Genomic DNA, 25916 nt, shown 5'->3' on the forward strand with positions numbered 1-25916 from the left:
GGTAGCGAGTTTTTTTGCATCTTTCTTCAACTGGAAACATTGCGCATGACTGTTTTGTAAAACGGACAGCGCTTGGTCGCTGTCTTTAACGAAAAATTGCGATGAAGAAAGGGTTCGCTCGGTAGTTACGATCACATTTGTCCACTCAATTCCCTGTACTTCAATCAGTGAGCCAGTGTCAGTATAAAACTTAGGAGGGTTATCTTTGTTTATAATAAACCACATTGTTGGTTGCTTCCTACTTTGAACTCTTTAAGTGTTCAAACACTTGATCATGGGACATGCCTGACTTTCGCATCTCGGTAACTCTATCCAATCCAGGAAGTATTTCGCTCTTGAAATAGGTGACTGCATGTTCATTTGATTCCGCTGATACCCTAAGCGCGACTGGATAAAAATCTTGAGCCTCTTTTCCCTTTGGAAGAAAGTTCGTATCGAATGAGGTATCTTCAGAAGGGAGAGCGACTAGACACCCATCAAGTGATTCCCAAATATCAAAATTTGCCATCGTTTTTCCTACATTTGGTTTTGAACAAAAGTAGAGACTGACATTAACAAACTGATAATTGAAATGACGAGTGCCACTGTGACTTTTTTAGAGTTCGCTTTGGCAATCTGCACCGTTTCTTCTTTCAACTCCAACTCACGTTTCTGCCGCTTTCTTTCAGCCTTTATCTTGCGATCATCGTTAGCATTTTTCGCATTTCTTAACGATATTTGTAGTTCAGATTCAGGAGGCATCTAATTTCCCATCTTATAAATTGTTCAATTTACTTAGTAATGCACTGCGCTTAATTGGCGTGTGATACCACCTAAAAACAACACGTTTATTCAATTCTAGTGTGATATCAACAACTGGCTGCTCACAGAAGAATCGCAACCTAACTACTTGTTCTCTTTTTAAATTCGCTTTTTCTTCGATGATGATATGCTCAAGTTCATTGAATAGAGCTTCAAATGTAATAGTTAAGCACCGTGACCTAATAGAGATAGCTTCATAGTCACCCCATGCATTAGCCACCCAATCAGGCTTGCTAATACTGTGTCTCGACATAAGATGCTCTTCACTAACTGATAAACGCGCTTGGTTATGTTTATACTGAACTTCATAACCAGACTCATTTATATCTAACACTTCAGCGTCAAATGCTGCTAATTGCCGCAGCCAAGCTCTTTGACTTGGACATAAATGTGTCACTCTGACTTTATCGCCTATTTGGCATGCATTAGACACTCGACGATATTTCCCATTAACCTTTATTTTTTGCCGGAAGTCCGTTCACAGCATCAATATCTCTCTGCTCGCCTTTTGAAGCTATTCGAGATATTTGCCGCTCTGACTTACCCCAGCGCTTAGCGATTTCTTCAAACTTCCAGCCCTTTTTATTGGCTATTAACTGAAAGTCTGTAACCCTTTTACCTGTCATATATGTTTAGTATGCTTAATCATATTTGCCTGTCAAATATGTCTGGTTAGAATGTAACAGGTCATGATAGGAAACTCAATTTCCCATCAGGATGGTCAAAAAGCTATCATCGCGTTGGAAGCCTTATTTTTAAAGCGGTAATAGGAAACGATTTAATTGGTTAACGTCCTTATCCTTTTCTACAGTCAGTGAGGCGTTACTAAAGGATGCCTTTCTTATTACCCTAAATCTTGTTTAAGTCGGATATTTTATAGAATTTATACTCGTGGAGAACCATAGTTAAATTTTTACCCCATATCGAGAAGGTAATTAATGATTTCTAAAAAACGGAAAGCTGCAATATTTTACTCTGCTGCCGCTATTATCAGTGGAGTGACTTTTGCTTTTCACGAAGATATATCATCCAAACTAGATGTTCTTTATACCCCTAATGATCCTATGGCTGTAGCAAATGATTTTTGGCTTACCGTATTGGAGAAAGACGAAGCAAGGGCTCACGACTTTCTGCTTAAACCTGAAAAGGGTGAGTTAATCCCAGGCTACAATAAACTGGATAGAGCAAACCTCAGTAAGATTCACCAAGACAATAATGTCTATTTTATTGAAACCTCCGTTCGTCTCCTACGAAACAGTCGGCAATTTAATATCCCAATGTATACAATTGTTGCTAGTGAGAATGGTGAATTTAAAGTTGATTTAAACGCTTCATTAGCCTCAGTATCAGATGCGGCACTAAAGCAGTCAATAGACTATTACATTTCTTCTTTAGAAGGTGCACAGTCAGTTTTTGTGGATAAAAGCAACATTGGGAGTGACCAGAAAGCTGAATTACTTAAATTAAACTTCAAGATGATTGACGAGATGACATGCGACATGAAGATGAAACTTAAACAAGAAATTAGCCCTGATGGTGACGTTCCGCTCAAATGCTAGATTCACAAGCCACTTCCACAGTGGCTTTCAACTCTCTGAACCTCGTATGCCTTAGCTAATACATTTCAATCTTCTTGTGGTCTCCTCACAGATGCCAATTAAGCTCGTTAATAGATAAGTATTGATGTGAGGCTAATTTTCACTAACCATTTTTCGCGGGTATAGCCCTAAGATAAAATGACCGCCAAACTCCTCAACTCTGTTAAATCTTACCAAACCTGTCAGGTCTGTATCTTCATTTTCAATACCTCCATCCAGCCTCCTTTGTAAGGAGTGGACGAGGTTCTTTGATACAGGCCCATAAAACACACCAAACTCTCCATCCTTTTCTTCTACGGACAAGATTTTTATACCACCAGCCACATAAGAGTTAGAGTCATCACTATTCTTATGAACGTGCACTAAATTTTCTATGTTGGGAAGTAACTCAACTAATTCGGTATATTCTTGGGCATGGTTCTCTACTACAACCATCTCATCTACCACCAGGAGATCTAGGATACTTTGATCCTTTTTGATAATTGACGCCTCTAGAACTTTAGAAAAGTTCTGTGGATTCCCCAATGTTTCTTTGATATCAAAATACTTGACGCTTAAGTCTTTAGATACATTCCAAATCACTCTTGACGAATAATTTTCCGATTGATGTCCGATCAAAGACACCAAACCAACGATAGCTACTATAGGCAAAATTAAATTAAGCCTCTTCATAGTCTTTTCTATTTCAAACATAATTCGTCCAGCACCTTTTCTATTATCGCTTTTGAACGACAGTAAAAGTCTGCATTACTAGTATTACTCGTGTAGTTAATTCGCTCTACACTCGGATATAGCGAAAACAATTTATTGATATTGGGTGGAGTCTCGTATTCGGACAAGGCTGTTTCAGATTTTTCTATCATAAAGGCTGTTTCCAAATTCCCGTGTTTTACAAGAAAATCAGCTATGACTTTTTCACCTTCAATTTCTATCGAGAACAATGGTTTTTTTAACTTAGCACCCATCTTTTTTTCGAGAATGCATTTAATAGCTATCTTAGCGAAAGTCCTTTCTCTATCGGAGGAAACCACCATGAACCCCTGACCATTAACCACAGGGGCGGCGAAGCACCGGGTAACACCGAATTCATCGTTATTTTCATCTGATACAGGGGAAATAATCATGGCCACCAATATCGGCCCTTTAGATAAGCTGTAAGCGCCCTTTAACTTGGTTAAGGTGATTGTAGAAGGGAGAAATACGTCCCACCCATCTTTAACCTTAATTTGCCACCCATGTTCCTCTTCAAGAATTGTATCGACATGCGCTAAGACCAGCGCCTGTGGCCTGTTTCTCCCGCGCCACAAATGCTGTTTCCGATTTAGGTCTTCCTTGCAGTTCTTCAATTGTCCAAAACCGAAATGGAGGTATTGAAATAAACTTTTCCCACCAATACTAAAACGTCTAGAGGCAGAAATTATTCTATCTCGTTCATCAGCAAAACCGCTCTTTTGCTCAGAAGAGAAGAGACCGCAATTCGCCTCAGAGAATAGAGATGCGACCAACGTATAAAGTTTGTCTTCCTTACCCACTGATTCGGAAACGCCGGTTATTGAAGGACTAACTTTAGAACCACCAGCTTCATTCGCACTTACACTAAACGAATAGGAATTAGCTATCTTAGTTGGGCTTTCGTTACTTTCTGAGCTCTCACTAAAGATTTTGAATAACGGGCAGGACGACTTATGTCTGCCCCGCCCTTTCACGGTAGCTAGAAAGAAAGTATTTGAAGTTATAAACCTCTTAATAGTGACTGGTACTTCGCAACTGCAAACCACCCAATTGCCATACAATGATTTGAGTAAAAGCTGTGTTTCTCCCCCTTTTCCAGTTAAGAGGTTGGTTTTATCTGCTGAGAGTTTCTCTATAGTAAGAGGCTCTTCTTTAATGGCATACTTCTTTACTACTCTCATGCTTCCTCTCATGCGACCGTTGCAACTTTAATAGGCGTATCACTTACCCCTCTTAAATACGCCTCTTTCCACAATGTATGTGGCCAACCAGACAAGAATTCATGATGAAAAAAGTTATCTGTTTCACCCACTTTTAAATCTACTCTATCTTTGACACCCATTGAGAATGCTTTTCTTAGAATAAAAATTCTCAGTTCTTTCTGCAGTGCAGTATCAAATTTTGAAGAGTCCAGTGATGACCAACTTGCATTCTTGCCGCTATCTAGACGGTACACCGGCGCATGGTAACGAGTCCCAAACGCAGTAAACATTTTTAATTTTTCGCTGACTGAATGACTGTTACAGTTTTCGACTCTTCATCAAAGCAAGTATAAAGAGGGTAATCAGAAGCAAAATGAATAACAGAAGTTGTAACATCCTCTTCCTCGATTATGAAAGGGGCCTCAACGTAGTAGTCCGGTCCATCAAAGTAGAGGGTATTCCAACCGTTTTCCTTAACGATTCGTTCCATATTCTTCTTTAGAGAGCCAGGTCTGATTAATGTCGATGTAGACTCTTGCTTATCTGCTTGACCAATTAAGCTAAATAAAGCCTCATCATTATTCATGACTAAATCGTATTCTTCCTGTGTCAAAGATACGTGTGGGTTCTGACCTTCCATAAAAGCATATTCAGATTTTAATTCGCGAAATTGCGACTCAGACAGTACAACAGCACCTTCACTATCTTTAGCATATTTCTTACCTTTCAACTTCACAGTTTCGTCGGTGGCAGTACATCCTACCGTCATGAGGGCTACGATTAAGGGGGTGGCAATGTGACTGAGGTTTCTTTTCATCTGAGAGGCCTATTAGTATTCCAAGATATTGAGCATTTTGTATTGCTACACCTTATACATTGTTGAAAAAATCCCTTCATTGGTTTTTCCGACTTATCGACTTTTAAATGACTTTTATAAAATCTATCACCCTAATAATTCTTGTGCCCCTGTCTGCGGTATCTTTCGGGCAAACAATAGATGAGCTCGTGAAGAAAGCCGAATCAAGAAAGAAAATTTCTGAGCTGGAGATCAACAAGGCTTTGATAGGGGCTTACTCTAACCACAGAGAAGCTAAAAAAAACAAGGAACAAATTAAAAATTCGGCAGTGAAAATAGAGCCTTCTCGCTGCTTTTGGACTGTCACCCAGACTTCTTTTCATAAGTGGCAATTGCAAGACATCACGAGCGAAAGAAAAGATTTTATCGTTACAGTGGACGTTAACAATCCTGAGCAGGACGAAGCTTTATTGCAATTTTTCAAGGAGTGGATTCTGAGAGGCTACTCTCTGGCAAAGTTTGAACAGTCACCGGATGAACCATGCGAAAAGCACATCCGTCTTCTGAAAGTAGATTAACACCTTTAACTTAATAAAATTGAAAGGGTCAAACCGTACTGTGTAAACTTAAAAATTGGTGAAGTTTAAAATTTAGAACGCCATTTCGATCAATTGCTGGGCTTTGTATCCTCCACTCTTCCTCTTTATTACGAGCGTACTCGTAAACAGATAAAAAGCCCCTGTGCACATCAGCGTCGGGTTCATAGCCTTCTAAGGATACTCTAGCATCTTCAAAATGCATAAGTTTAGTAAGAATACTGCAATCTAATTCTTTAAGTGCACTATAAGTTTTAGTCTCATTTAGAAGCTCAAAGTGTGGCGCGAGCTGATTGGCCAGTAATTGTAATTTTCTACTTTTGAATTCCTCGAAAGTAACTACAGTGCAGTGCCAATCCTTAGCTCTGTACTTATGACCATTGATGGTCTTGTAATATGCGTCAACACTATGCTTTTCACCAATGGAGATCCACAAACTAACTCCAGGTTTGTGACGATGGTGTTTAATCAAAGATGTAGAAGCAGACCAGAGGATTATTTCGCCGTCTGGTTCTTGGGTAGCGCAGGTGGCACATCTAGGCCAAAAGTCCACTAACTCACAGAGCATATCAATTAAACTGCATTCCTCGTTAGGCTGAGGCTTAGCAATATGAGCTTCTACAGCATTTACTTTTCTTCTATTTATAGTGTTCACTTATTTTCCCTTTAATAATTTCCCTCAAGCTAAATTAGTTACATGCTCGGATTAGGTAAATAGATTTCCCGACTTACTTAATAAACAGCATATTAAATTCAAGATATGGAAATTTTTACGTTTTGGAGGCAAAGAGAACCTAAATAATAAGCTAACTACTCGCGGATACTCTCAATGCGCTAGCTGCTTTGTGTCGGTCGAATATTTTTTCAATATTCCAATTGGATAACTCTATTTCGTACTGTTGAACGCCAGCTTTTTCTAAAAACTTAGCGACCGTTCTGGGCTCTCTAAATGTTTTTATTTCTGTATTACTTGAGTTGGTTACAAAGTTAGTAACAGAACCTTGCTTGAAACGTACTACCAAATCGCCATTTTCATTACCAACGACTTGAAGTTTTACTACTGATGCCTTAACTCTTTTCGATAAAACCTCAATGTTCATTAGCGCTTCCAACAAACCTGAACGTTTGCAAACACAGGAACCCTCCAAGTAGAAATAAATATCGAGAGCCTTCGTACTCAACAATATCCCTAAATGATGTAGAGCGAATAGGGACCTCTACTATTTCCGTACATTTCTTACCACTCAAAAACCATATTGAATTTATCGACTTAGTCAGTCGAGTAGCCTGCATTGCAGTTTGACATTGCACGTTGGCCACGTGTGAATACCACCCATCGTCGAGTAACTTATTAGCAGCCTCACCAATCACTCTCCAGAGTTTTTGTATTTCAAAGCTACTGCCCTTTTCTACAGCCATGCGAAGCGCACGTTTATCAAGGAGTTGGTTATAAGTTTTCACTACAACCTGTTTAGTCTCCTCTAGGTGTTCAGGAATAGGCACGTTGTTAGCTCTACTCATATTTCTGAGTACATCTGATTTAAGGTGGTGCACAGAGAATGTTTTCAAGATTGATGTTCCATTTTCAAATTTAGTTGTATTCTCTTTTGTAACCAGGCTTTTCAAAACTATAAATGTTCAATTAGTCGGGTTTCTAATTCCTATATCCCGCCACTTTGCACACAATCCTTTCATTTGCTTCAAGGACCGGTATGGAATTTTCAGAAGAACAGATTAATTTCATTGTGGCCCCTTTTGACCAGCACATTCTACTAAGTGCACCTCCAGGTGGTGGTAAATCGAAAGTGACTCAAGCTAGAGTGGCTTATATGTTGAGTAAAGGCATCAACCCTGAAACGATGCTAATTACAATGTTTAGTCGCCCTGCAGCGGAAGAGTTTAGGCGTGACATGCAAGCCTACAATATAGAAAATCAGCCGCGCATTAGGCATTACCACCAGCTTGGTTACCGTCTTTGCCAGTCATTAGAAAAACGCAATTTGATACCTACTAGAAAATTAATTGAAGATGAGAATCAGTGGTTAGGAATTTGTAGAGATAATTTGCGAAAATCAATCATTGAGCATGGTACTTCGGATATAAATGCTTATGACCAGTCTGTTATTGATAACTTTCTCTCGTTCGTAAATTTTTGCAAAAGTGACACACTTCCTGCCGCGGAAATGTTCAGCAGATTAAAGCTCCCCTCCGACCAACAGCCATTTATTTTAGGTTTTGAGTTAGTTGAAAAAGAGCGGAAACGACTAAAAATCAGGACGTTAAGTGACTTGATATATGACGTTGCAGTGGCATTAGAATATGAGGAAAAGATCTATAAATCTATTGCTAATAAACTCGATCATATTGTTATTGATGAGTACCAAGACATAGACCCTGCCTCAATGAAAATCTTTCATGCTATGGCTGGTACAAGAGCAAAATTCAATTGCATTGGTGATGATGACCAAACAATTTTTGAATGGAGGGGTAGTAGCCCTAAAACCATGACTTCTGATTGGGACGCCGTATTCCCCACTTCATCCAAGCTTCACCTAACCAAGACATACAGGTACGGACATGAGCTCGCTCTCGCGGCTTACAACTGTATTTCTAGGAATTCGGAAAGAACAGAAAAAATGTGTCTTTCGCCTTTGGATGCTAATAAAACCGAAATAAATATTGGTTACTACGATGAGCCGGCGCACGGGACGCCCCCATATGCTGATACTAATCAGTCCTCAATGATTGCAGCTATTAAGAGATTTATAGAGAAAGGTAACAGCTACTCAGACATTGCTATTTTACCGCGAATGCACTCTGTAACACCTTTCATCGAAATTGCTCTTATTAAGGCAGGTATCCCTTATTCAATGCACTCCAAGAGTACTTCTATAGCAAATACACCGCTATTTAAATCAATTGCGAGTACTGCCGCGCTGTTTGCTATGGAAGTAAGTCAAAAAGAGAAGTTCTCACTATTTGCTAAATCTTTAACTTTCCCACGACTACCAGTTAAAAGGGAAAAATATAAGGACCTTTTTTCACTAGTGTTTAGTGAGGGAGCAATTGATGATGAATCATTGCTAAATATATTCCCAGGCTCTAAACCTTTCTTTATAAAAAGCATAAATCAGCGCCTCAATAGCCTTAGAAACTCACTATCAAAAGAATCATTTCAAGAGTTCTACGACTCATATATTAACACATTCTTGATGCCACTAGTTTTGTCTGAATCAACTAAAGGTAAATCTAATATCCCTAAAGAGTCACCCTCATTGCTAGATGGGTTTATAGAAATTACCAAAGGGGCAACTGATTACCATCAATTCAATAGAGCGCTTAGAGCTATAGGTAGTGAGAGCTCTAACAAACTAGGTAGTATTTCTATTCTGTCACAGCATTCAGCCAAAGGGCTGACTGTAAAAATGGCAATCATACCTGCTTGTTGCGAAACAATTAGCCCTTCAATCATACCTACTAAGGTTACCGATTTAGAGTCTGAAAGACGCGTTTTCTACGTTGCTGCTACCCGTCCGAGAGAAGAGTTATTGCTTATGCTGCCTCCTGATAGAGAGTTCATAAAACTATCTGAGACTGAAATCAATACTGCACCGGCCTCTCACCAAGAAGATGTAAATTATGTTTCACGATTTGTCTATGAAATGAATATTCCAGGCGCGAAGCGCATATCACACGCCATTCATGAAGGAGCTGGTGGTGATCTCGACAACTCACCTTCAAAACTAGAGTTCAATCAATACCTATCTCGATTAGGTTCATTTGCAAGAGTTAGATAATGGAAGAAAATCAAAAACCCGAAAAACAGTGGCTAGTATTAATACAAGGTACAAGTCTCCACGCATACATTAAAACATCGGAGCCAACTTACCTTTTGGCTTTTATTTTTAGTCTACTGACGTTTGTAATCGTCATTGTAGCGATTCTACAGATTACAGTGGGAGATTTGCTCACTGCAGACAAGAATCCTTTTCCCTACGTACTCAAGCTGATTACTGCAGGCTCATTCTCGATGTCGCTGTCTAACCTTTTTGCAAAAAAAATAATCGCATTTATTACTTGTGCCATATCGGCAGCTTTCGCATTGTTCTTACTTAGGTATGCTTAGCATGAACATACGCATTAACCGAATCTCTAATTTCCTTCTTAAAAAAATAAATGCTGTGGATCATTTAGATACACTACCAAAGAAAACAACTATTAGAACTAGTTCTGAACAAAGTGCGTTCATCAGCTCGATACAGAGTGCAATGCATACTGGAGCATCTTTCAACGATGCAGTATCTTTGGTTATTGATTGGGCGATTGAAGCGAACAATCCATTGTTTAACCGCAATATTGGCTTTGCACGAGCATTAGGGCTATTTGGTTCCCATAACATTCCAGAAGTCCATATAAACCTAATCTTAAAGGCGTTATCAATTCCTCCAGTGAACACTTCTGCTTTGTCTGATGGGACGGAGTTTGCCGCGCAAGTTGGTGAAGATAATTTATGGAAGATTTGCAAATTCTTTGGAGTACAGCGAGGTTTTTTGATTGGTGAAACAAATCATGTTCATTATGTTCGGCATATCGCTCAGAATGAATTTGAGAAGGAAATCGCTAGCAAAGTTAGAGAGCATGGGAATTTTCAACCCCATAATACTCTTCTAGCAATCGACAACATGGATAATAGTGGGGGTGGAATATTACTTTATCTCCAACAAGAAATGAGCGTTGAAAACGAATTTTTATTTAAAAAATTTTATTGCGTTGGGTTTTTACAGAGTAATTATGAGAACTTCATTAATAGCTTTGCGGATTTCCTTAATAAGAATTGGGTTCGTCAGAGGTTGATTTCGGTGTCTGGTGTCAACTTTGATTTGCTTTATAAGGGAAGCTCACCTATCTCTCGTTCTTAGACTATTATAAGAAACCGAAAAAAAGCCAGCTTAATGAAGCTGGCTTTTTTTATATAGTTAATTGGCCATTAATGAATGATATTCATATTTGTAACGTTGATAGCTGAGCGGTTCACCCGTCTCATCAACGAGAGCAACACTATCAAACGCTTTAATGAAGGCTGCACTTTCTAGGCTACCGGAAGTAGGTTTCTCGTAGGGATAATCGCTTTCTAGATCACTTAGTTTATAAACACCGCTATCCGACGCCATTTCTAATGGGATATCAAATAGGCTTTGACCAGGAACGTTAGCGTTACTTAAATACTGATAAGCTAATGCAAAGTGGCTTTGTAAGCTAGGGTCATCATTGAGGTTCTCAAGATCCTCTTCAGAAACTACAAAAGTAGTGTCGTATAGACCATGGTCATTTCTATCTGCAGGAATACCTGTGAAATAATTAGCCTGTCCATTCGCGAACCATTTAGGTAGTAAATTTCCGTGTACTGAGTTTGAAACCCCAACTTGATACATTTGGATCATAGCGTTTCTAACAGCCCCTCTGTAATCATCAGGAAGAGATACACTTGGCGCTACAATATTTATGCCTGTATAGGTCTCTTCTACATAGCTTGAGGTGTTTGAGTGCATGCATACTTTGATGAAGTTTCCATGAGAAATATCATCTTCGCTCCATGAGTATCCATCTACACCGCCAGCTTCTATTGCTAAGGCAATCTGCTCATCCTTAGATGCTTCAATGTACTTGTCCCAAGCATAATCAATTTTTTCATCTTCAGACCAATCTGCTGAAGATTCAGGTAGAGAATTGCGTACACTGTCCAATTCAAAATAATTTTTGATAAGAGTATCTAGCGCGAACTTAGCTATGCTTCTTCGCTTCTGCATGTATTCACCGATTGAAAGTCCAGTAAGAGAACCTATTTCTTCAGTCTCAGAAAAGATACCAAATACCGTTTCATCTAGTACACCAGCGACAAGCTTATAATCATTGATATCATATTCGGTCTCACTAAAAACTTGAAAGTGTTCAGTTTCAAAAAGAAACGCGTCATTTGAAGAACAACTTAAAGAATTTTCTCCAAGAGTTTCATGTAATCCATTATTCGGATTAACTTTCGCATAGGCATTTAACCCAACATTCGTTTTTAATTCGCCGTCAACGGCATCTACAATTACTTCATTCCCATTGTCTGAAATTCCATCAACCTGATCATTGTTTACTGGCTCAGGGTCAGAGCCACCTCCTCCACATGCGGAAAGTGATAAAACAAGTGATAGTGCGATAATAGTTTTAGATGATTTCATTCATACCTCAATGTCAAAAAATTCCCTAACAGCAAAACTATTTAAACACGCACCCCCGACAAAATCAATTGTTTTTGTCGGGATATACGACATTTATAAATTATTCAGCTTTTCGGTAAGTTCAAATTGCTTTTTTAAAATGGCTCCAGATACTGCGTTCTTAAAGCGTCTAGTATCATTTTTATACCAGTCGTCTAAAGTCTGTCGACTTTCACCAGAAAGCATGGAAACTTCTGAAACACTTTTAAAACCAAGATCCTTTAAAAATTTACTCAAGACCAAATCACGCATAAGAGCCTCAAAATTAAAAAACTTGTAAAGAGTTTATCAAAGTGGTTATTCTTTTTGCCTAAATTTTCCGATTTATCCTATGTTTAGTTCCAGCAATTATCTACCTACTCCATAAATGGCATAGATTCTCGCGTTTTCATCAGCAGTCATGAAAGCAACATCAGAATAGAAATTCCCACTCCAAAAGTTATGGTGATGACTGATAATGTGAAATTTAAATTCAGTAGCTGGGCGGCCGAAATACGACCAGCTTGCTTCCGCCAGCTGATACTCTTTCTCTGTGAACCTCGTGACAAATAAGTCATTCTGGTTATCAGGTCCAGCAAAAACGACTATTTCCTCAAATCCTTTCCAAGAACGCTCTAGAAATATTGTTCCTTTATCTAAGCCACCGGATCTAAAGAATAACTGAGTGTATGTTCTATCTGGAGATAACTTTGAAATTGCATCTTTGTAGGCATCATTCAAAGCACGTTGTGTGACGAAAAGGTTTGTTGCACGTCCAGTGTAGCTATTAGTTGAATCAAAATTGTCTACTTTGCTCAAGCCAATATCAGACTTACTTAAAGTAATATCACTAGTTAACGACTTTCCATTTATTTTACGAGACGTTCTTACAAATAATGAACTATCAATACCGTCGAGTTTATCTGCATCGGCAGCTTTTGCGTTCTTGTCTAATTTATCATTATTAAGTTTGTTGTAGGCTTGTGTTACTGCTTGCTGGGATGCATACAGACTACTACTGTTTCCCGTATAGCTATTTGTTATTGAGAAGTTCATTACTCTATCTAAACCAATATAGGCTTTATCGATTTTCCTACCATTAACCTTGTAATCACCTGAAATATTCATGCCGCCATCTCTGACAGTCATATCTCCCCCCCACAGAACTAACTCATCTGCAGAAGCCCAAAATCTCATATCATAATCTCTGCTAGAGTTAGCGGTTGCATGGAAATCAACAATACGGCCAACTTCCATTACGCCGTCAGTTCCTGTGTATGCAACTCTATTCTCAGAAGATGACCAGCCCCCACCATTAAGAGTGGCAACCTGCTTCCCATCCCAATACAAATTGCCTGAATTATTTTGAAGGCGCTTCCCAGCCAGATAAATATCTCCACCGGTTACTGTCACATCACCGTAAATAGTCGCACCATCGCGGGTCGCATCAACTCGCGCATTGCCATTCGAATACAACCGCCCCCATACATTATTGCTATCTGTATGGATTGCTATACCTCTATAACGATTGCCATTGCCTGCAGTAGCTTCCATCAGGATACCAGCTGATTCCTTAATGTTTCGTAGATAAAGGTTATTCGTGTAGTTATCTATGTATGAATGTGAGCCGTTGTGGTACATCCTCATATCTGCAGATGAGCCAAGTCTAACTGAGTAATTGTCTTGCCATTCGGTGTGGCCATTTACAACATCATTTGTATCAGTCCGTAAAAACTGAGTGCTATTTAATCCATCAAACTTATCAGCATCTAAACCAGAACCCGATCCGTCGTTTGCAGCGGTCCAAACATTTGAACCGTTAACTGTTAACTGGTCAGCCTCAACTCTTCCTGTTACTTCAACACCATAAGATGTGGTTTTTAATCTTTCACTGCTGTCGTAGGCTAGTCGAACAAATACATTTCCATCAGCAACAACCCTCATTGCCTCTCTTAGAGTCCCCCCGGTATTTTCAGACCTGAAAACCATATCGCCACCATGTGCACGGTTTTCCGTTATTAACTCCCCTGTGTAATTGCTAATATGGGATGTGGAACCGGTATGTAAAATTCTGAGGTCAGCACTATTACCAAACCTTGCTGAGTAGTTATCTTGCCACTCTGTGTTGGCAGCAATATTGTCGTCTTGATCGACTCTTAAAAATTGGGAACTATTAATACCGTCGAGGTTATCTGCGCTCAACCCAGAACCGGAACCATCATTTGCGGCAGTCCAAACATTTGAACCATTAACCGTAATTTGATCAGCCTCTAATCGGCCAAAAACTTCAGCACCGTAGCTACGAGTTCTTAATTTGTTGTTTCCGTTTTGCGAGAGTACGGCTGCAACTTCATCAGTTCCAGTAGTTACACGAATCGCTTCTTGAATAGTACCGGATGAATCTCTACCTCTAAAAACTAGCTCTCCACCGTTAGCTGCGTTTTGCACAAAAAAAGAGCCCGTATAGTTAGTAATATACGAGTCGCTTCCATTATGTACCATTCGCATATCAGCGGATGCACCCAGTCTAATTTCGTTGTTGTCCTGCCACTCAGTGTTCGCTGTCACATTCTGATTAGCATCAGACCTAATAAATTGACTTGAATTAAAGCCATCAAGATTGTCAGCACTCAACCCTGAGCCACTTCCATCATTGGATGATGTCCATACATCAGCACCATTGACTGTGACTCTATCGGCTTCTATTTGACCGTTTACATTTACACCAAAAGAAGTAGTTCTTAGTCTCTCAGTGCCACCTTGCGATAGTCTTACGCTTACGTTATCTGAACCGACTACCCTTACTGCATCTAATGTAGAGCCTGATGCGTTATCTGCTCTCAAAACTACATCGCCGTTGTTTCGACGGTTGTCTATATAGATATTGCCATTATTAAGATTACGTAAATAGAAATTACTACCATCGTAAAATGCTTCACTATCGGCACCGCTACCAAAACGTACTCTCCGCCCGTCCTGCCATTGAGTGTTAGCATTTACATAATCGTTAACATCGCTACGTATAAATGATGAGCTTTCGATACCATCTAATTTATCAGCATCTACCGCCTTAGCATTTTTATCGAGTTTCTCGTTGTTTAATTTAGTATAAGCCTGAGTAACTGCTTTTTGGGAGGCATAAAGGGTTGAACTATTACCGGTGTAACTATCAGTAATAGAGTAATTTTGGACTCTGTCTAGACCAACATCATTTTTAGTTGGTAAATTTACTGGCGAAAAAACTCTAGCGCCACTGTCATAAACGCCGTTAGTTCCTGTTACTTGTGTCGCTGACACTGAGGATGCCGAAACTTGGCCTAAATTCGCTACTCCTGTGGCCGTAACATTGGTTGTATTTACCGTGGTGGAGTTTACTGTCGTTAAATTACCAGTATTCCCAGTAATTGAATCTACTGACAAAGATGTAATAGTACCGGTATCAGATTGAACGTCATTGAAGTTGCCCTGTGTAGAATTAACCACATTGGCATCAACTTTATTTACCCCAACCAAATCATTCCCACCAAGGCGAAGGTCGGTTTCCATCGTATTTCGTGATGGGTCGCCATTGTCGACTCGGGAAATCACACTATCAAGGATTGCAAGTGTACTAGGTGCGCCAAATTGAACAGAGACCACCGAACCGGCAGCAGTTCCGTTTACAAAATTGCTAATGTAAGTTGCTAAAGACTGGTCGAGTACATCTACGGAAAGGACATAGCTTCCACCGACAATGGCTCCGGAAATAGATGTTCCGTACATCGTGTCGTAAGAACCGTAGTAAAAACCGTTTGTTGCCAAATCAGTAACATTTAATGGCCATGCATCATTCTCAGAGAAATAGTTAAGCGCACCACCTTTAAGTTCATTTAGTTTAATTGCGGTAACTTCTGCAGACTCAAATTGGGCCTCTTTATTGTCTGCAATGGTGTTAGCTATTTCATTGGCTGCATAAACATGGCCGTTAAAAGGAGCAATCCCTATCCCTAAAATAAATAGAGTTTTTTTGAAATGACTTATTTTTTTCATGTATTTTCCCTAACCAACATCTGCCCTTTTTGTCTTCAACAAATAGAGCCAGCAAAATAAGTTTGCTCATTTCGTAAAGATTGTTTTAGAGCAGAATTCCTGGCAGACAATGGTGTTATGTAACGGATACGTTCATTTGTGATGGTTGCGCCTCGTTTTAATAAAAAACTGACTAGCGCTTTTTTGTTTGGTACATCAGCTTCAAATACAAAAGCTGGAGAGAAACCGGGTTTCTCTATAGAAATCAGAACTCCTGTTAAACCCGTGAATGAAATTTTCTCAGTAAGCAAACCTGATAAAACTAGATCTTCTTGTTCTATCTCGCCTATTGCGCAAGTACTTAGGTAGTATGCGGTAGATGTTTTTTGTGCAAGAGTGAATTGCGCCTCTAATTTAGAAATCCCCTGGTTCACACCAGAGGATAAAAGGCGAGGGAGGAATACTGTAGACAGTAATCCTCCCATGATTAAAAACATCACCATATAACCCGCACCGAATCCTTGTTGATGTTTCTTCATCAGCATATTAACGGACTGATACTGTCACTGTTCCAGAGGTGCAGGTGGCTGATGTATGTACAGCCCACTTTTCAGCGACACGTGCGCAAATGTCATCTTGAAGGCCGTTAGCCGAAACAATTAATTGATCCACAGTGCTGGTGGCCATACTCCAGTCACCACCATCAAAGTTGGTACCCGAACCGTCACCAAAATCCTCAGAGATATATCCTTCGTCGCTTAAGTCTTCGATATCGAAGGTTGCAAAACCGTCTGTACGCCCCTCAGCTTTGATTCGCGCTTGTGAGATGATTGTAGTAAATGCATCGTTATACTTTTGCTCTTTACCATTCGCCGCAAGTGGTTCGCTTTTACTGATATTGTATGCGAGCAGTCCTAGAGCTAACACGCCTATGATTGCCCACTCTGCTGAGATGTAACCTTTTTGCTTAGTCATTGGTTTAAAGTTTTTCATTGCTATTTCCTCGTTTGTTAAAGATTGTTTTGGTAGCCTGCTAGAGCGTCTAATACTCCACCCAGTCCTAAAAAAACTAGAATTATTCCCAGGAAGAATCCTGTCATTTGGAATTTTGTGATGTACTTGCCATTTTGTAATTTCAAATCTATTTCTGCGTTTTTACTAACCTCTACCAGCCCTCTGGCAAATGTTTCGTTATCGACATTTTCAAAATATCTTCTAAGGCGAATCATCTGAGCGTCACTGACTAGCTCTTTACCGAAATAGTCTTTTTTCTCGCTACCAATTCCTGTGCCGCGTATCATTTGTTTAGTAAAATATTGAATATATGGTGGGGAAAAATTTCCTATTACCTTGAGCGCTTCAATATCTTCTACATCTGCGAGCTTCAGGTATCCAAGTAAACGCAAAAGTCGAATGGACCAAAATTCTCTATATAATGAGAATGGCCAGACTGTGTCTAACCTTTTTCTGAAATTGCTAAGCCACTTAGTTATATGTAATGAAAAAGAATTAACACCTATATAGTCTTCAATCCGTTTTGCATTTTTCCCAAAGCTACCGTTAGGCATCCAATTAGCTTGACCTTGAGCGAACATCCAAAAGACAAGACAAAAAAAGAATAGAGCTACAGGCCAATAACTACTTAGAATGCTATAAACACTTAATGAGAAATTAACTTCTGGAGAGTCGGGTAATGTTTTCCCAGGCACCATAGGTAGAATGTATCCTCCGACCACATACTGAGCTCCAATGCCTAAGCAAAAAACAAAGCCAGGCATAGCTAATGAAGTTACTAGATTTCTTTTCAGCTTTGCCTCTTGTTCTACCAAATCTACGATGTTAAGCACTGCAGATTTATCACCACTTACCTGTTTGGCTAGTTCAAATCCAACGGCAATTATTGGATCGAAATACTTTGCCATAAGATTGTTAAATCCAAGCCCAGTACTGGATGCCTTTATCAAATTGTCAGTAATCTGAACAATGACATGTTTCTTTCCGTAGGTTGCAGCATATTGCTCACGAGTGCTGGTCAATGCTTCTACCATGCCAATATCAGAAACCAAGTATGAATTTAACTGCTTGATGAAATCTATTTGTTGCGGTTTTTTAAAGTCAGCCTTTAGCTTCCAATGGAAAAGAGCCTCTTTGAATTTGGATTTCAATTTATTACTAATCATTCGCCAAGCCTCAATTCTGCAGCTCTATCTACATCCACTCGGCCCTGCCTCAATTCAAAAAGAACCTTTTCACTTACTGGCAAGTAGCCTTTTTCAAGCTTCAAGTACTTATGCCATTCATCCCACTTTTGGTCATGAATGAATTTTCTGTCCTGGCTCTGAACATCAATCATTTCAACAAGTAGTTTTCTGCCGTCCTCCCCCGAGTAATGGCAGTGACTACACCCTTGAGGATTTCGCATATAAATACCTTGCAACGCCTCTTCATTTACCGAGACGTCTGTAAAGAATTGCTTTCTCTTATTATATTCTTCAGGAAAAGCTGTTTTCGCCTCCTCCATTGGCACTTTGCAGCGTGTACAAAGCAATCTTACAAGTGCGAGATAGTTGAGTAGACTTAAACCTTGAGGAGTAGACATGTCGGCAAATGTTACGCCCAAATCATTTAAACGTTTGGGAATACCAATTGCTGAGGGGGCGTGTGTACTGCTTATTGCTAACAGGCCAGTATTACAAACATCCATTGCAAATTTTGCGGTAAGAGGGTCTCGAATTTCTTGAATGAAGACCCCGTCAGGAGCCTGCCGCATGATACTTTTCAGCTGGGCATCGATTCCTATCTTCAAATCCATCGAGTTCTGATGGATATTCACATACTCGTAAGGTTTTTCTATTTCAATCGGATCTTCAAAAGTCTGGTAACTTTTATCTTTAGGCAGATTTAACAATACAGCAAAATTAGTAGTCGTCTTTCCAGAGCCGGTTCTACCCGCGGTAATTATTGCACCCTGAGCTTTCGACGATTTGCGCTCTAACAGCTCAAGTTCATTTTGAGGGAGGCCTAATTCACCTATTTTTCGGGCCTTCTTTTGTATTCGCAGGTTAACCATTAGTTCGCCTGCACGTGATGTTTTTGTTTTCGTGTATCTCACACTGAATTTAGCTAACAGAGCGCCTCGTGTGTCGTAGAGTGGGTACTTAAATCCTTTTTCTTGCGGAGTTGTAACTTCATCAAAGGTACCAATCGTTGCACCGACGCCACCAAGGCCATCATAAACAGCTGCACACATTGCTCGACCAAACGCATAGTTCTTTAATGGGTAAGTAAGGGATAAGAGCCTTCCATCAACTTTAAATAGTGCGTATGCAGTGTCAGCGCTTTTCGACAAAGTGATGTATACATCTTCTGCTCCAAGTTCATAAACCCTTTGCATTAGGTCTTGAAACTGGAGCAGAGTTTTCTCTTGATCATACTCACCAACGCCAGTTGCAACTGAAGTAACTTTTTCGCTTTTATAAGCTTTAATATCTGCAGCTTTTGCTACTAAAACACGACGAGTTGGTTTTTTATTTTCTTCTAAGTTACTTGTTAGTTTATAGATGCCATCCCTATTGTTTTGGCCACTATAGTCATCAACTACTAACGTTCCACCTTCAAAATAAATAGCCTGAACACCCAGCTCATTAGATATCTGCTCGATTAGAGAGATATTCTTATCCAAGGTGAGAGTACTTAGTTCACCAACTGATTTTAGAGGTTGGTAAAATCCGGTATTTTTATTAGAAAAGCTTATTTCCATGATGAGTTCCTAAAAACAAACCTTAGTTACTAGACCACCACTCACCCTGGTATCGACAAGTGAAACGCACTCAGAGAGATCATTGAGTTCGGTAACGCTGTGGCCTGCAATCATTACCCCCTCTCTAACACCATCATGTCTCACACCATCAATAGTTAACGAAACTCGAGAATCAGTTGATTTCCCTTTTTTCTCATAGCTTTGGACGATAATTTTAGAGGGCACAATTTCTTCTACTCTCTCATTAGCAGGTTTATTCTCTAGAGCTAGAGTTTCACCATTGTCTCGAAGTGTTGCTCCTTCACTAACAGCTTTAACCTTCTGAAGATATTTTTCTCGCTCTAATAACGCCCTAGCTTCTTCCTCAGCTAATTTTGCTCTTTGTGTTTTTTCTCTCTGAGCTCGTGATGAAAGTCTTAATGCAAGCCATTTAGCTTCCGCTTCGGGGTTTAGCGCGTAGTCATATATTTTGGCAATTGCTAACTGAATTTTATAATCAGGGGCTGGTACAAACTCAGGTACTTTTTCTGTCTTCTTTTCAGTAGCTAAGGGTGGCTTTTTCTCAGTTTTGTTTACTTCAAATTTTTCATCTGCAAATAACGCCGCTATATCGTCAGTTTGTTTATCTTTTTGTACGTATATCGCGTAAGCAAAAAAACTGCCTCCAAAGGCCAATGCTGTAGACAAACCAACAACGAAAATAATTTTCTTGTTTTTCAATTTATTAAGCATTAGTTTCAACTCCTGCTATTTCTAATTTTACGACCGCTTCCCATGCATCCACATATGGATTGATTGTCTTCATTTCTAAATAGCTGAATGAATAAGGGAACCCTTTAAGTAGCGAGCCAAATGACTCTAAATCTTCCGGGTGGAATATAGGGAAAGTGATTTCAGCTTCACTTATCTGCCATCTAGAAGATGTTTCACTTTGACTTGGAATAATTGCATAGTCGACGTCGTCCCAAAGGTCATCAGTGGCAGAACTGAGCCAGTTGTGAAATGTACCTACATGAAACCGGCCATATGAGTTGTAGATATTCTCTGAGTAAATCTTTCTTGCTAAAAATGCTTCACTACCAGAGACATTCAGGTTGTACTTCCCTTTATGTGCAAACTGGGTCAATTCCGCGACTAAACCATATGTCGACGTCAACACTAAGTATTCCGTGACCTGCCCATCACCTTCATTAACCACCTTAACTTCAGAAATCTCCCAACCACGAAGTTGCTTTGCAGACATTAATTGTTGATAAACATCTCTGAGTATTGGTTTAGGGTTAACCCCTCTTTTTCCGTCCGTATAGAAGTGTTTCAAACCTAAATAATGGTTTATTACTTTGACTTCTCTGTTCTTGTCATCTGCAACAACTTCGATGGGCTCATCAGCAGGAAAATATAGGTATGAGAAAAACCCAATCACCGATAGAAGTAGTAACCATTTGAAAGGAAACTTAGAGGTGCTGGTTCTTGCAAGCTCCTTTTCTAATTCGGAAGCTAAAACAGGTTTCAATGACTTTAATTCTTGAAACCCCTTTTCCCGTTCAATAGATAGCGGCAATTCAATTCCATCTAAGAGAACGGAATTTTCGTCTGCGGCCTCAGCATTGACATTAGAATAAAAGGGGGTCGAGGATAATTCGGAGGGGTAAAGTGAACAAAACCTTCTGAGCCTTTCAATGTCATTTGAATCACTATCTGTAATAGAAAACTCAAATTCATCTATAAAATTTCCATTAAATGTCGCGAAAAAATAAACTTTTTCATCTTTTTTATAGACGACGATTGCATCTCGCCCATCAAAATGCTCAAGAAGTGCAGGAGCAAATAAGGTAGCATTTTCTTCCGAGGCAAAAATGACTACCCCTGCGTCGTTTTTATATAAAGCTCCATGTTCGAGCTGTAAGCTCTTCAAATCTTCTAGATGCTCTCGTATCGCGCTTGCACTTGCGGATAGAACTGAAACTGTCTTAGTAGCTTTCAAGGCGTTCATATATAAACAGCCTCTACAATCATTACGATCTCAACTTCTGAATTTGTAGAGCTGCGGGTAATACCAGAAACACCATTTAGAGAGGTTATGCTTTGTACTTCATTAACTGTAAACCCACCCACTAAAACAGGCTTGCCCGGTCTAACAAGAACCATCGAAGAAAACTCACGGTCACTAATTTCAGGAGACTCGACTTCTTCACCTTCATCACCACGTGAACGAATATCGATTAGAGATGAAAGGCTCGTTGATATATAAATAACTACATCGCTAGGCCCGATGTTTGGTTTTATGAAGAGCGCTCTTCCAGACTCAACTACATCTTGTTCTACTGATGAGGTCACACCGACTTCAGCTGTGGTTCCAAGTGGCCTATCAGATATAAATGACCGCTTGTTTATATCAGTGATTTTTGCAATACGATGGTTGAATGCAACTCCACGTAAAGTTGCTTTGTCTAGGATAGTTCCCTGTTTTTGCAGAGCCGTTAATGCTAGGTTTGTACCTGAAGTATGTGAAAGGGTCGCCGTGCCTCGACTAGATAAACCACCAATTATGCTTTCAGATAAATTAGAGGCTGTTGTTAGTCCGAGGTCTGAACTACCGACAACGTTATCAAGAACAGCGAAATCTAAGCTGAAAGCCGTATCTTCAGTAACCTCTATAGCTGCCAAAGTCACATCAACTCTTACTTGTCTCAATTCGCGCTCTGTTTTTTCAGTGATAAACTTTTCAACTTTGTTCATCTGGAACGGAAGCGCTCTAACAAGCAATGAATTATCGCTTCGTAGCTCTTTAACTACGGCTCCCCCTTCACACTTGTCTAGTTGAGACAATTGGAAGTTCATATCACTTTCTAGAGCTTGTTGAACATGGCTTTTCTCACCAGATTCACCGCCTGATGAGCCGATGTTCAGTGATGACTTATCACCTTCTTCTCTACAACCAAGAACAGTTTCTACACCTGCCTTGAAATCTTCTAGTGGATCGTAACTTCCACTTAGATTGCTAAATTCGTCACCATTCGACTTCACAGCTTCCGCAGCTGCAAACCCATTAGAAGAACTATTGCTACTTTGAGATTGCTCTTCCTTTTTACCAATCGCAAAATCGTAGTTACCTGAGATATTTCTGATTGGAAATACACGCTCTACATATTTACTAAACGTAACCAGGTTTTCCTTTACATCTAATTGGTAACCTGTAGCAGATGCAATTGCTTCGAGGTAGCCACCTAAAGTTTTATGCGTCCCGTAAAGAGACACATCTAGGCTTCTCACTACTCCAGGTAGATATTTAACCCTAATATCTCTACTCTCAATTAGCTCAGAAATTACATCCTCCAAAGCTCTGTTTTTTACTTTGATGCTCTTTGGAGTTTTATACCATCCGGGCAGTTGAGACTCTTTTAAAGTTAGGACTGGTACATACATAGATGAAAAGGTATGTACATTTGGCGATGAATCTACCTGATCTCTTCTTGCCTTAGCCAAAAGCATTTCAGATTTATTTGCTTCTTCTGCTTCGTTTGGTTTGGTGAGTACTGAGCAACCTGCTATACCAGCGATTACAGAAAGGGTTAATAATAATTTAGGAGTGTTCATTAGCGTCTTACCCCAGAAAAGTATCTGCTGAATTCTGGGTCATTTCTGTAAAAAACAGCGTGGACGTTATTTGTGAAGCTTCCATATTGAACCGAATTATTGTCAACAAAATAAGGTTCAACAATTTGTTGAAATACTAGGTCTTTTTTTCTTTCAACAATGCAAGTATTTGCAGGTACAACGTGATCGCCAATGCGGCTTATTAGACCTTGATTGTTAGGATAAAAGGAATCGACCAACCTCTCTAGGTTTTCTATAAGAGCTCCCTTTTTAAGGTAGAACCCGAAGTAACCACGCTCCTCATTTACAAAATAAAGTTCGTCTTCTTCTCTTGTTTCACACCAATCCTCAGGGTGCGGTTCTTCCACAACAACCTCAATTAAGGTTTCCACTTTTTTAGGTTGTGTAAAAGTTTCTTTCTGGCTAGCTATGTTCTTCGAGGTTAAACCTTGCTCTTTTACACGTGAGGCTTTTAGTATGGCTTCAGGTTCTGAAGTACCTGTCTGGTCATTGATAGGACTGATAGCCTCAATCATTTCTGCTTTGCATTGTGCGATGAAAGCGTCCGCTGATTTGGCTAGGGCGCCCGACGACGCCATACCTATAAGTACAGCGATTGAGACAACAGTTTTTTTCATGTGTATTTTCATCCAACGTTTTGTGTTGGAATCAAATATACTGGGGCGGCGAATTTGAAAAAATCGTTTTCCCGACTTATTCAATTTTTGTCAGAAAAGCCTACCAAAATGTGATTTTCTTAGACTGGTTGTTCCAAAATTTTGTCAAGCCACTCATAGAAAGAAGAGAATTCGCTACACATCACTTCCCAAAAAGGTAACATTTCATCAAACCGGCTACTTGGCTCTTCCACTTCTCTGACTTCTGCCATCAGTTGATCAGAAAATTTCACTTTTGATACCTTACAACTTTCGTGCAGAGTTAAACTAAGCCTTTCTAGAAAGGAGATACCTAAAGAGCTACATTTTTTCCCGTGGTTTATGAGAACTTGTATCTCATCTGAGTGAAGGTCTTGCTTAGTTAATCGAGCTCTTGCAGATTGCTCTGAAGTTAAAAAAGTGCTGTCCTCAAGTGATATTTCACTTGGTAAGTTTTCAGTCGGCTTGTACAGCCATTGTGTAAGATGTAGTCCTACTCCATGTGGATTGAAATTTGACATTGAAAAAGACTCAATCCCTTTTCTCATTAAGTTAGTAAAAACTTTCTGATATTTCGCTTTGTCATTGGAGAGGTAAATATATTTTGAGTACGTGTCTATAATTATATTTAGGTAGTCCTCATCTGGCTGAGCCTCTGTAAGTAACTCTAGATATACTTTAGCCCTGAGTTCTTCCTCTTCTTCTTGTGTTAGCTTGGCCTTACCCATTTTAATATTATTTTCATTGGTTAAAATTTTCAGTTCATTGAACTTCCTACTTAGTAAGCTTTTTTTTATATTTTTCTTTTGGAACGTCATGCTAAGTAATATCCATCCGTCAATCGAATGGATATATTGTTTATCATTCTCAAATCCAACTATGCTTGAAAAGCCGAAAGCTTCTTTTTGAGAAGCTTTGATCGGAACATGTTTGAGTTGTGGAATGAAATCAAAGAGCATTTCTTCACTGATCGCGTCTCCTTCAACTTCATATCTAAATGGAACTATATTTTTAAAATAGTGACTAAACATTTATCTACCCATACAAGATTTTTCGTATTCAAGTTCGCCCCTTCTATTTGCCCAAATACCTTTGTATAAGCATCTAGCCTCTTCTTCAGCAATCAATAATGCATGGTTCACGTTGTGACGAGTATTAGCTCTAAGGTATCCATCTCTTATTAGGAGTAGAGCTAGAGAAGTGCCATTGAACGTCAGATCACCTTTTAACAAATCACCTGAAGCGTCTTCCAATGCGACTCCGACTAATCTATTTCCTACAATTTCTTCTATATACCCGCAGTATTCCTGCACAAGTAGTGAGCTTGAGCAGTTACTATCTATTTGTGAAAAGTCAGGCCCTAATATCTCAAACTTGATGACTCCTTCTGAGAGCTCTATTTCAAGCATATTTGGCGACAATATTCTCTTCACAAAACCAACCGGGTGGGTTCCCCCCGCTTTGGTAGCAAGAGAAAGAGCGCTAAGAAATGCAATTAGCAATATTTTCTTCATTAATAATCCCTAACGAGTTTTTATGAGAACTTACAAAGTCTTTGAATGGAATTGGTTTAGAAATATAAAAGCCTTGTACTGTTGTAACTCCTAGCTTCTGCAACGCAACTATTTCGGAACTGTTTTCTATACCTTCTACAACTAGATCCAGTCCCAGTTTTTCTGTTATTGAGCATATGCTACTAAAGAATACCTCCCTCACCTCGTTGTTGAGATTTAAGAATCCCTTATCTGTTTTGACCTTATCGATATCGTAATTAAAAACAGCATCAAAATTATTTAACCCAGTTCCAAAGTCATCTAGAGCAACCTTGACGTGGTCAAGCAAATTCACACAACCCAGTTAAGCCGCTTTTCCTAAATTTGCCATATCAGCCTCATATTGATTTGGACTTTTGTAATCCAGGTATG

31 protein-coding genes are annotated in these 25916 nt (G+C 39.5%); 5 read left to right on the top strand and 26 right to left on the bottom strand.

Features of this window, described 5'->3' with window-relative positions; translation table 11 throughout:
• From MHN02_RS19380 to MHN02_RS19400, 5 genes are all read right to left on the bottom strand, one after another.
• Positions 1-225: hypothetical protein (locus MHN02_RS19380; protein WP_239247750.1), on the bottom strand; the 225-nt coding region annotated here is incomplete at its 3' end.
• A 13-nt stretch (positions 226-238) separates the two neighbouring features.
• A complete protein-coding gene (locus tag MHN02_RS19385) occupies positions 239-508 on the bottom strand; it encodes a hypothetical protein (protein WP_239247751.1) in 270 nt (89 codons plus the stop codon).
• Between the two features lie 8 nt (positions 509-516).
• Positions 517-741 (bottom strand): hypothetical protein, encoded by a 225-nt coding sequence (locus MHN02_RS19390; RefSeq protein WP_239247752.1) that lies wholly within the window; start codon positions 739-741, stop codon positions 517-519.
• A 13-nt stretch (positions 742-754) separates the two neighbouring features.
• The gene (locus MHN02_RS19395; RefSeq protein ID WP_239247753.1) at positions 755-1234 is read right to left on the bottom strand and encodes a hypothetical protein; all 480 of its coding nucleotides are present in this window, start codon (positions 1232-1234) and stop codon (positions 755-757) included.
• A gap of 16 nt (positions 1235-1250) precedes the next feature.
• Positions 1251-1427: a hypothetical protein gene (locus tag MHN02_RS19400; protein ID WP_239247754.1), complete on the bottom strand. Its 177-nt coding sequence runs from the start codon at positions 1425-1427 to the stop codon at positions 1251-1253.
• Positions 1428-1739: 312 nt separating this feature from the next.
• Between MHN02_RS19400 and MHN02_RS19405 the strand changes: the two genes are divergently transcribed.
• A complete protein-coding gene (locus MHN02_RS19405) occupies positions 1740-2360 on the top strand; it encodes a hypothetical protein (protein WP_069945505.1) in 621 nt (206 codons plus the stop codon).
• Positions 2361-2492: 132 nt separating this feature from the next.
• On the opposite strand, the gene MHN02_RS19410 is transcribed toward MHN02_RS19405, so the two are convergent.
• From MHN02_RS19410 to MHN02_RS19425, 4 genes are read right to left on the bottom strand one after another with little or no spacing between them, the layout of a single operon-like run.
• Complete coding sequence (locus MHN02_RS19410) at positions 2493-3092, bottom strand: hypothetical protein (protein WP_061095099.1); 600 nt, start codon at positions 3090-3092, stop codon at positions 2493-2495.
• Positions 3080-4312 carry a hypothetical protein gene (locus tag MHN02_RS19415; RefSeq protein WP_239247755.1) on the bottom strand — a complete coding sequence of 411 codons (1233 nt, stop codon included), beginning with the start codon at positions 4310-4312 and terminating at the stop codon, positions 3080-3082. Before MHN02_RS19415 ends, MHN02_RS19410 begins: the two co-directional genes overlap by 13 nt.
• A gap of 8 nt (positions 4313-4320) precedes the next feature.
• On the bottom strand, positions 4321-4623 hold the full coding sequence (locus tag MHN02_RS19420; protein WP_015068718.1) for a hypothetical protein: 303 nt from the start codon (positions 4621-4623) through the stop codon (positions 4321-4323).
• A 2-nt stretch (positions 4624-4625) separates the two neighbouring features.
• Positions 4626-5150 carry a hypothetical protein gene (locus MHN02_RS19425; protein ID WP_101566865.1) on the bottom strand — a complete coding sequence of 175 codons (525 nt, stop codon included), beginning with the start codon at positions 5148-5150 and terminating at the stop codon, positions 4626-4628.
• Positions 5151-5338: 188 nt separating this feature from the next.
• On the opposite strand from MHN02_RS19425, the gene MHN02_RS19430 reads away from it, so the two are divergent.
• The gene (locus tag MHN02_RS19430) at positions 5339-5707 is read left to right on the top strand and encodes a hypothetical protein (protein ID WP_239247757.1); all 369 of its coding nucleotides are present in this window, start codon (positions 5339-5341) and stop codon (positions 5705-5707) included.
• Between the two features lie 28 nt (positions 5708-5735).
• Here the strand turns inward: MHN02_RS19430 and MHN02_RS19435 are convergent, their stop codons facing one another.
• The 3 genes from MHN02_RS19435 to MHN02_RS19445 form a co-directional block, all read right to left on the bottom strand.
• The gene (locus tag MHN02_RS19435) at positions 5736-6380 is read right to left on the bottom strand and encodes a hypothetical protein (RefSeq protein WP_239247759.1); all 645 of its coding nucleotides are present in this window, start codon (positions 6378-6380) and stop codon (positions 5736-5738) included.
• Between the two features lie 151 nt (positions 6381-6531).
• A complete protein-coding gene (locus MHN02_RS19440) occupies positions 6532-6825 on the bottom strand; it encodes a hypothetical protein (RefSeq protein WP_015068722.1) in 294 nt (97 codons plus the stop codon).
• Complete coding sequence (locus MHN02_RS19445; RefSeq protein ID WP_015068723.1) at positions 6815-7294, bottom strand: hypothetical protein; 480 nt, start codon at positions 7292-7294, stop codon at positions 6815-6817. The genes MHN02_RS19440 and MHN02_RS19445 overlap by 11 nt, the downstream gene beginning before the upstream one ends.
• Positions 7295-7437: 143 nt before the next feature.
• Here MHN02_RS19445 and MHN02_RS19450 point away from each other — a divergent pair, with 143 nt between their 5' ends.
• The 3 genes from MHN02_RS19450 to MHN02_RS19460 are packed head-to-tail and all read left to right on the top strand — an operon-like array spanning position 7438 to position 10644.
• A complete protein-coding gene (locus MHN02_RS19450) occupies positions 7438-9522 on the top strand; it encodes an ATP-dependent helicase (protein WP_239247761.1) in 2085 nt (694 codons plus the stop codon).
• Complete coding sequence (locus tag MHN02_RS19455) at positions 9522-9851, top strand: hypothetical protein (RefSeq protein ID WP_061095091.1); 330 nt, start codon at positions 9522-9524, stop codon at positions 9849-9851. Before MHN02_RS19450 ends, MHN02_RS19455 begins: the two co-directional genes overlap by 1 nt.
• 1 nt (position 9852) lies before the next feature.
• The gene (locus MHN02_RS19460) at positions 9853-10644 is read left to right on the top strand and encodes a hypothetical protein (RefSeq protein ID WP_069945500.1); all 792 of its coding nucleotides are present in this window, start codon (positions 9853-9855) and stop codon (positions 10642-10644) included.
• A gap of 57 nt (positions 10645-10701) precedes the next feature.
• Here MHN02_RS19460 and MHN02_RS19465 read toward each other — a convergent pair whose 3' ends face one another.
• The 14 genes from MHN02_RS19465 to MHN02_RS19530 form a co-directional block, all read right to left on the bottom strand.
• Positions 10702-11952, bottom strand: coding sequence for a hypothetical protein (locus MHN02_RS19465; protein WP_069945499.1), 1251 nt, complete (start codon positions 11950-11952; stop codon positions 10702-10704).
• A gap of 93 nt (positions 11953-12045) precedes the next feature.
• Positions 12046-12243 (bottom strand): hypothetical protein, encoded by a 198-nt coding sequence (locus MHN02_RS19470; RefSeq protein WP_061095088.1) that lies wholly within the window; start codon positions 12241-12243, stop codon positions 12046-12048.
• Positions 12244-12339: 96 nt separating this feature from the next.
• Positions 12340-15999, bottom strand: coding sequence for a hypothetical protein (locus tag MHN02_RS19475; RefSeq protein WP_061095087.1), 3660 nt, complete (start codon positions 15997-15999; stop codon positions 12340-12342).
• Positions 16000-16034: 35 nt separating this feature from the next.
• Positions 16035-16523 carry a hypothetical protein gene (locus MHN02_RS19480; RefSeq protein ID WP_061095086.1) on the bottom strand — a complete coding sequence of 163 codons (489 nt, stop codon included), beginning with the start codon at positions 16521-16523 and terminating at the stop codon, positions 16035-16037.
• Position 16524: 1 nt separating this feature from the next.
• A complete protein-coding gene (locus tag MHN02_RS19485) occupies positions 16525-16971 on the bottom strand; it encodes a hypothetical protein (RefSeq protein WP_061095085.1) in 447 nt (148 codons plus the stop codon).
• A 17-nt stretch (positions 16972-16988) separates the two neighbouring features.
• Positions 16989-18158, bottom strand: coding sequence for a hypothetical protein (locus MHN02_RS19490; RefSeq protein WP_069945498.1), 1170 nt, complete (start codon positions 18156-18158; stop codon positions 16989-16991).
• Positions 18155-19738, bottom strand: a complete 1584-nt coding sequence (locus MHN02_RS19495; protein ID WP_061095083.1) for an ATPase, T2SS/T4P/T4SS family — start codon at positions 19736-19738, stop codon at positions 18155-18157. The genes MHN02_RS19490 and MHN02_RS19495 overlap by 4 nt, the downstream gene beginning before the upstream one ends.
• A 9-nt stretch (positions 19739-19747) precedes the next feature.
• Positions 19748-20470 (bottom strand): hypothetical protein, encoded by a 723-nt coding sequence (locus MHN02_RS19500; RefSeq protein WP_061095082.1) that lies wholly within the window; start codon positions 20468-20470, stop codon positions 19748-19750.
• Entirely contained in the window at positions 20463-21731 is a 1269-nt protein-coding gene (locus MHN02_RS19505; RefSeq protein ID WP_061095081.1) for a hypothetical protein, read from the bottom strand. Before MHN02_RS19505 ends, MHN02_RS19500 begins: the two co-directional genes overlap by 8 nt.
• Complete coding sequence (locus MHN02_RS19510; RefSeq protein WP_061095080.1) at positions 21728-23335, bottom strand: hypothetical protein; 1608 nt, start codon at positions 23333-23335, stop codon at positions 21728-21730. Before MHN02_RS19510 ends, MHN02_RS19505 begins: the two co-directional genes overlap by 4 nt.
• Entirely contained in the window at positions 23335-23973 is a 639-nt protein-coding gene (locus MHN02_RS19515) for a hypothetical protein (protein ID WP_069945497.1), read from the bottom strand. Before MHN02_RS19515 ends, MHN02_RS19510 begins: the two co-directional genes overlap by 1 nt.
• 119 nt (positions 23974-24092) lie before the next feature.
• A complete protein-coding gene (rdgC, locus tag MHN02_RS19520; protein WP_101566878.1) occupies positions 24093-25022 on the bottom strand; it encodes a recombination-associated protein RdgC in 930 nt (309 codons plus the stop codon).
• Positions 25023-25505 (bottom strand): hypothetical protein, encoded by a 483-nt coding sequence (locus MHN02_RS19525; RefSeq protein WP_061095077.1) that lies wholly within the window; start codon positions 25503-25505, stop codon positions 25023-25025.
• Positions 25474-25839 carry an EAL domain-containing protein gene (locus MHN02_RS19530; RefSeq protein ID WP_239247763.1) on the bottom strand — a complete coding sequence of 122 codons (366 nt, stop codon included), beginning with the start codon at positions 25837-25839 and terminating at the stop codon, positions 25474-25476. Before MHN02_RS19530 ends, MHN02_RS19525 begins: the two co-directional genes overlap by 32 nt.
• Between the last annotated feature and the right edge of the window lie 77 nt (positions 25840-25916).

This window comes from Alteromonas sp. CNT1-28, assembly GCF_022348345.1.
Classification (GTDB): domain Bacteria; phylum Pseudomonadota; class Gammaproteobacteria; order Enterobacterales; family Alteromonadaceae; genus Alteromonas; species Alteromonas macleodii.

Coding starts and splice junctions, on each gene's coding strand:
- MHN02_RS19415 (WP_239247755.1), bottom strand. CDS start 4,312: ATGAGAGTAGTAAAGAAGTATGCCATTAAAGAAGAGCCTCTTACTATA.
- MHN02_RS19500 (WP_061095082.1), bottom strand. CDS start 20,470: ATGCTTAATAAATTGAAAAACAAGAAAATTATTTTCGTTGTTGGTTTG.
- MHN02_RS19460 (WP_069945500.1), top strand. CDS start 9,853: ATGAACATACGCATTAACCGAATCTCTAATTTCCTTCTTAAAAAAATA.
- MHN02_RS19420 (WP_015068718.1), bottom strand. CDS start 4,623: ATGTTTACTGCGTTTGGGACTCGTTACCATGCGCCGGTGTACCGTCTA.
- MHN02_RS19450 (WP_239247761.1), top strand. CDS start 7,438: ATGGAATTTTCAGAAGAACAGATTAATTTCATTGTGGCCCCTTTTGAC.
- MHN02_RS19495 (WP_061095083.1), bottom strand. CDS start 19,738: ATGGAAATAAGCTTTTCTAATAAAAATACCGGATTTTACCAACCTCTA.
- MHN02_RS19505 (WP_061095081.1), bottom strand. CDS start 21,731: ATGAACGCCTTGAAAGCTACTAAGACAGTTTCAGTTCTATCCGCAAGT.
- MHN02_RS19510 (WP_061095080.1), bottom strand. CDS start 23,335: ATGAACACTCCTAAATTATTATTAACCCTTTCTGTAATCGCTGGTATA.
- MHN02_RS19490 (WP_069945498.1), bottom strand. CDS start 18,158: ATGATTAGTAATAAATTGAAATCCAAATTCAAAGAGGCTCTTTTCCAT.
- MHN02_RS19455 (WP_061095091.1), top strand. CDS start 9,522: ATGGAAGAAAATCAAAAACCCGAAAAACAGTGGCTAGTATTAATACAA.
- MHN02_RS19480 (WP_061095086.1), bottom strand. CDS start 16,523: ATGCTGATGAAGAAACATCAACAAGGATTCGGTGCGGGTTATATGGTG.
- MHN02_RS19475 (WP_061095087.1), bottom strand. CDS start 15,999: ATGAAAAAAATAAGTCATTTCAAAAAAACTCTATTTATTTTAGGGATA.
- MHN02_RS19385 (WP_239247751.1), bottom strand. CDS start 508: ATGGCAAATTTTGATATTTGGGAATCACTTGATGGGTGTCTAGTCGCT.
- MHN02_RS19440 (WP_015068722.1), bottom strand. CDS start 6,825: ATGAACATTGAGGTTTTATCGAAAAGAGTTAAGGCATCAGTAGTAAAA.
- MHN02_RS19525 (WP_061095077.1), bottom strand. CDS start 25,505: ATGAAGAAAATATTGCTAATTGCATTTCTTAGCGCTCTTTCTCTTGCT.
- MHN02_RS19465 (WP_069945499.1), bottom strand. CDS start 11,952: ATGAAATCATCTAAAACTATTATCGCACTATCACTTGTTTTATCACTT.
- MHN02_RS19425 (WP_101566865.1), bottom strand. CDS start 5,150: ATGAAAAGAAACCTCAGTCACATTGCCACCCCCTTAATCGTAGCCCTC.
- MHN02_RS19485 (WP_061095085.1), bottom strand. CDS start 16,971: ATGAAAAACTTTAAACCAATGACTAAGCAAAAAGGTTACATCTCAGCA.
- MHN02_RS19410 (WP_061095099.1), bottom strand. CDS start 3,092: ATGTTTGAAATAGAAAAGACTATGAAGAGGCTTAATTTAATTTTGCCT.
- MHN02_RS19400 (WP_239247754.1), bottom strand. CDS start 1,427: ATGACAGGTAAAAGGGTTACAGACTTTCAGTTAATAGCCAATAAAAAG.
- MHN02_RS19405 (WP_069945505.1), top strand. CDS start 1,740: ATGATTTCTAAAAAACGGAAAGCTGCAATATTTTACTCTGCTGCCGCT.
- MHN02_RS19390 (WP_239247752.1), bottom strand. CDS start 741: ATGCCTCCTGAATCTGAACTACAAATATCGTTAAGAAATGCGAAAAAT.
- rdgC (WP_101566878.1), bottom strand. CDS start 25,022: ATGTTTAGTCACTATTTTAAAAATATAGTTCCATTTAGATATGAAGTT.
- MHN02_RS19470 (WP_061095088.1), bottom strand. CDS start 12,243: ATGCGTGATTTGGTCTTGAGTAAATTTTTAAAGGATCTTGGTTTTAAA.
- MHN02_RS19515 (WP_069945497.1), bottom strand. CDS start 23,973: ATGAAAAAAACTGTTGTCTCAATCGCTGTACTTATAGGTATGGCGTCG.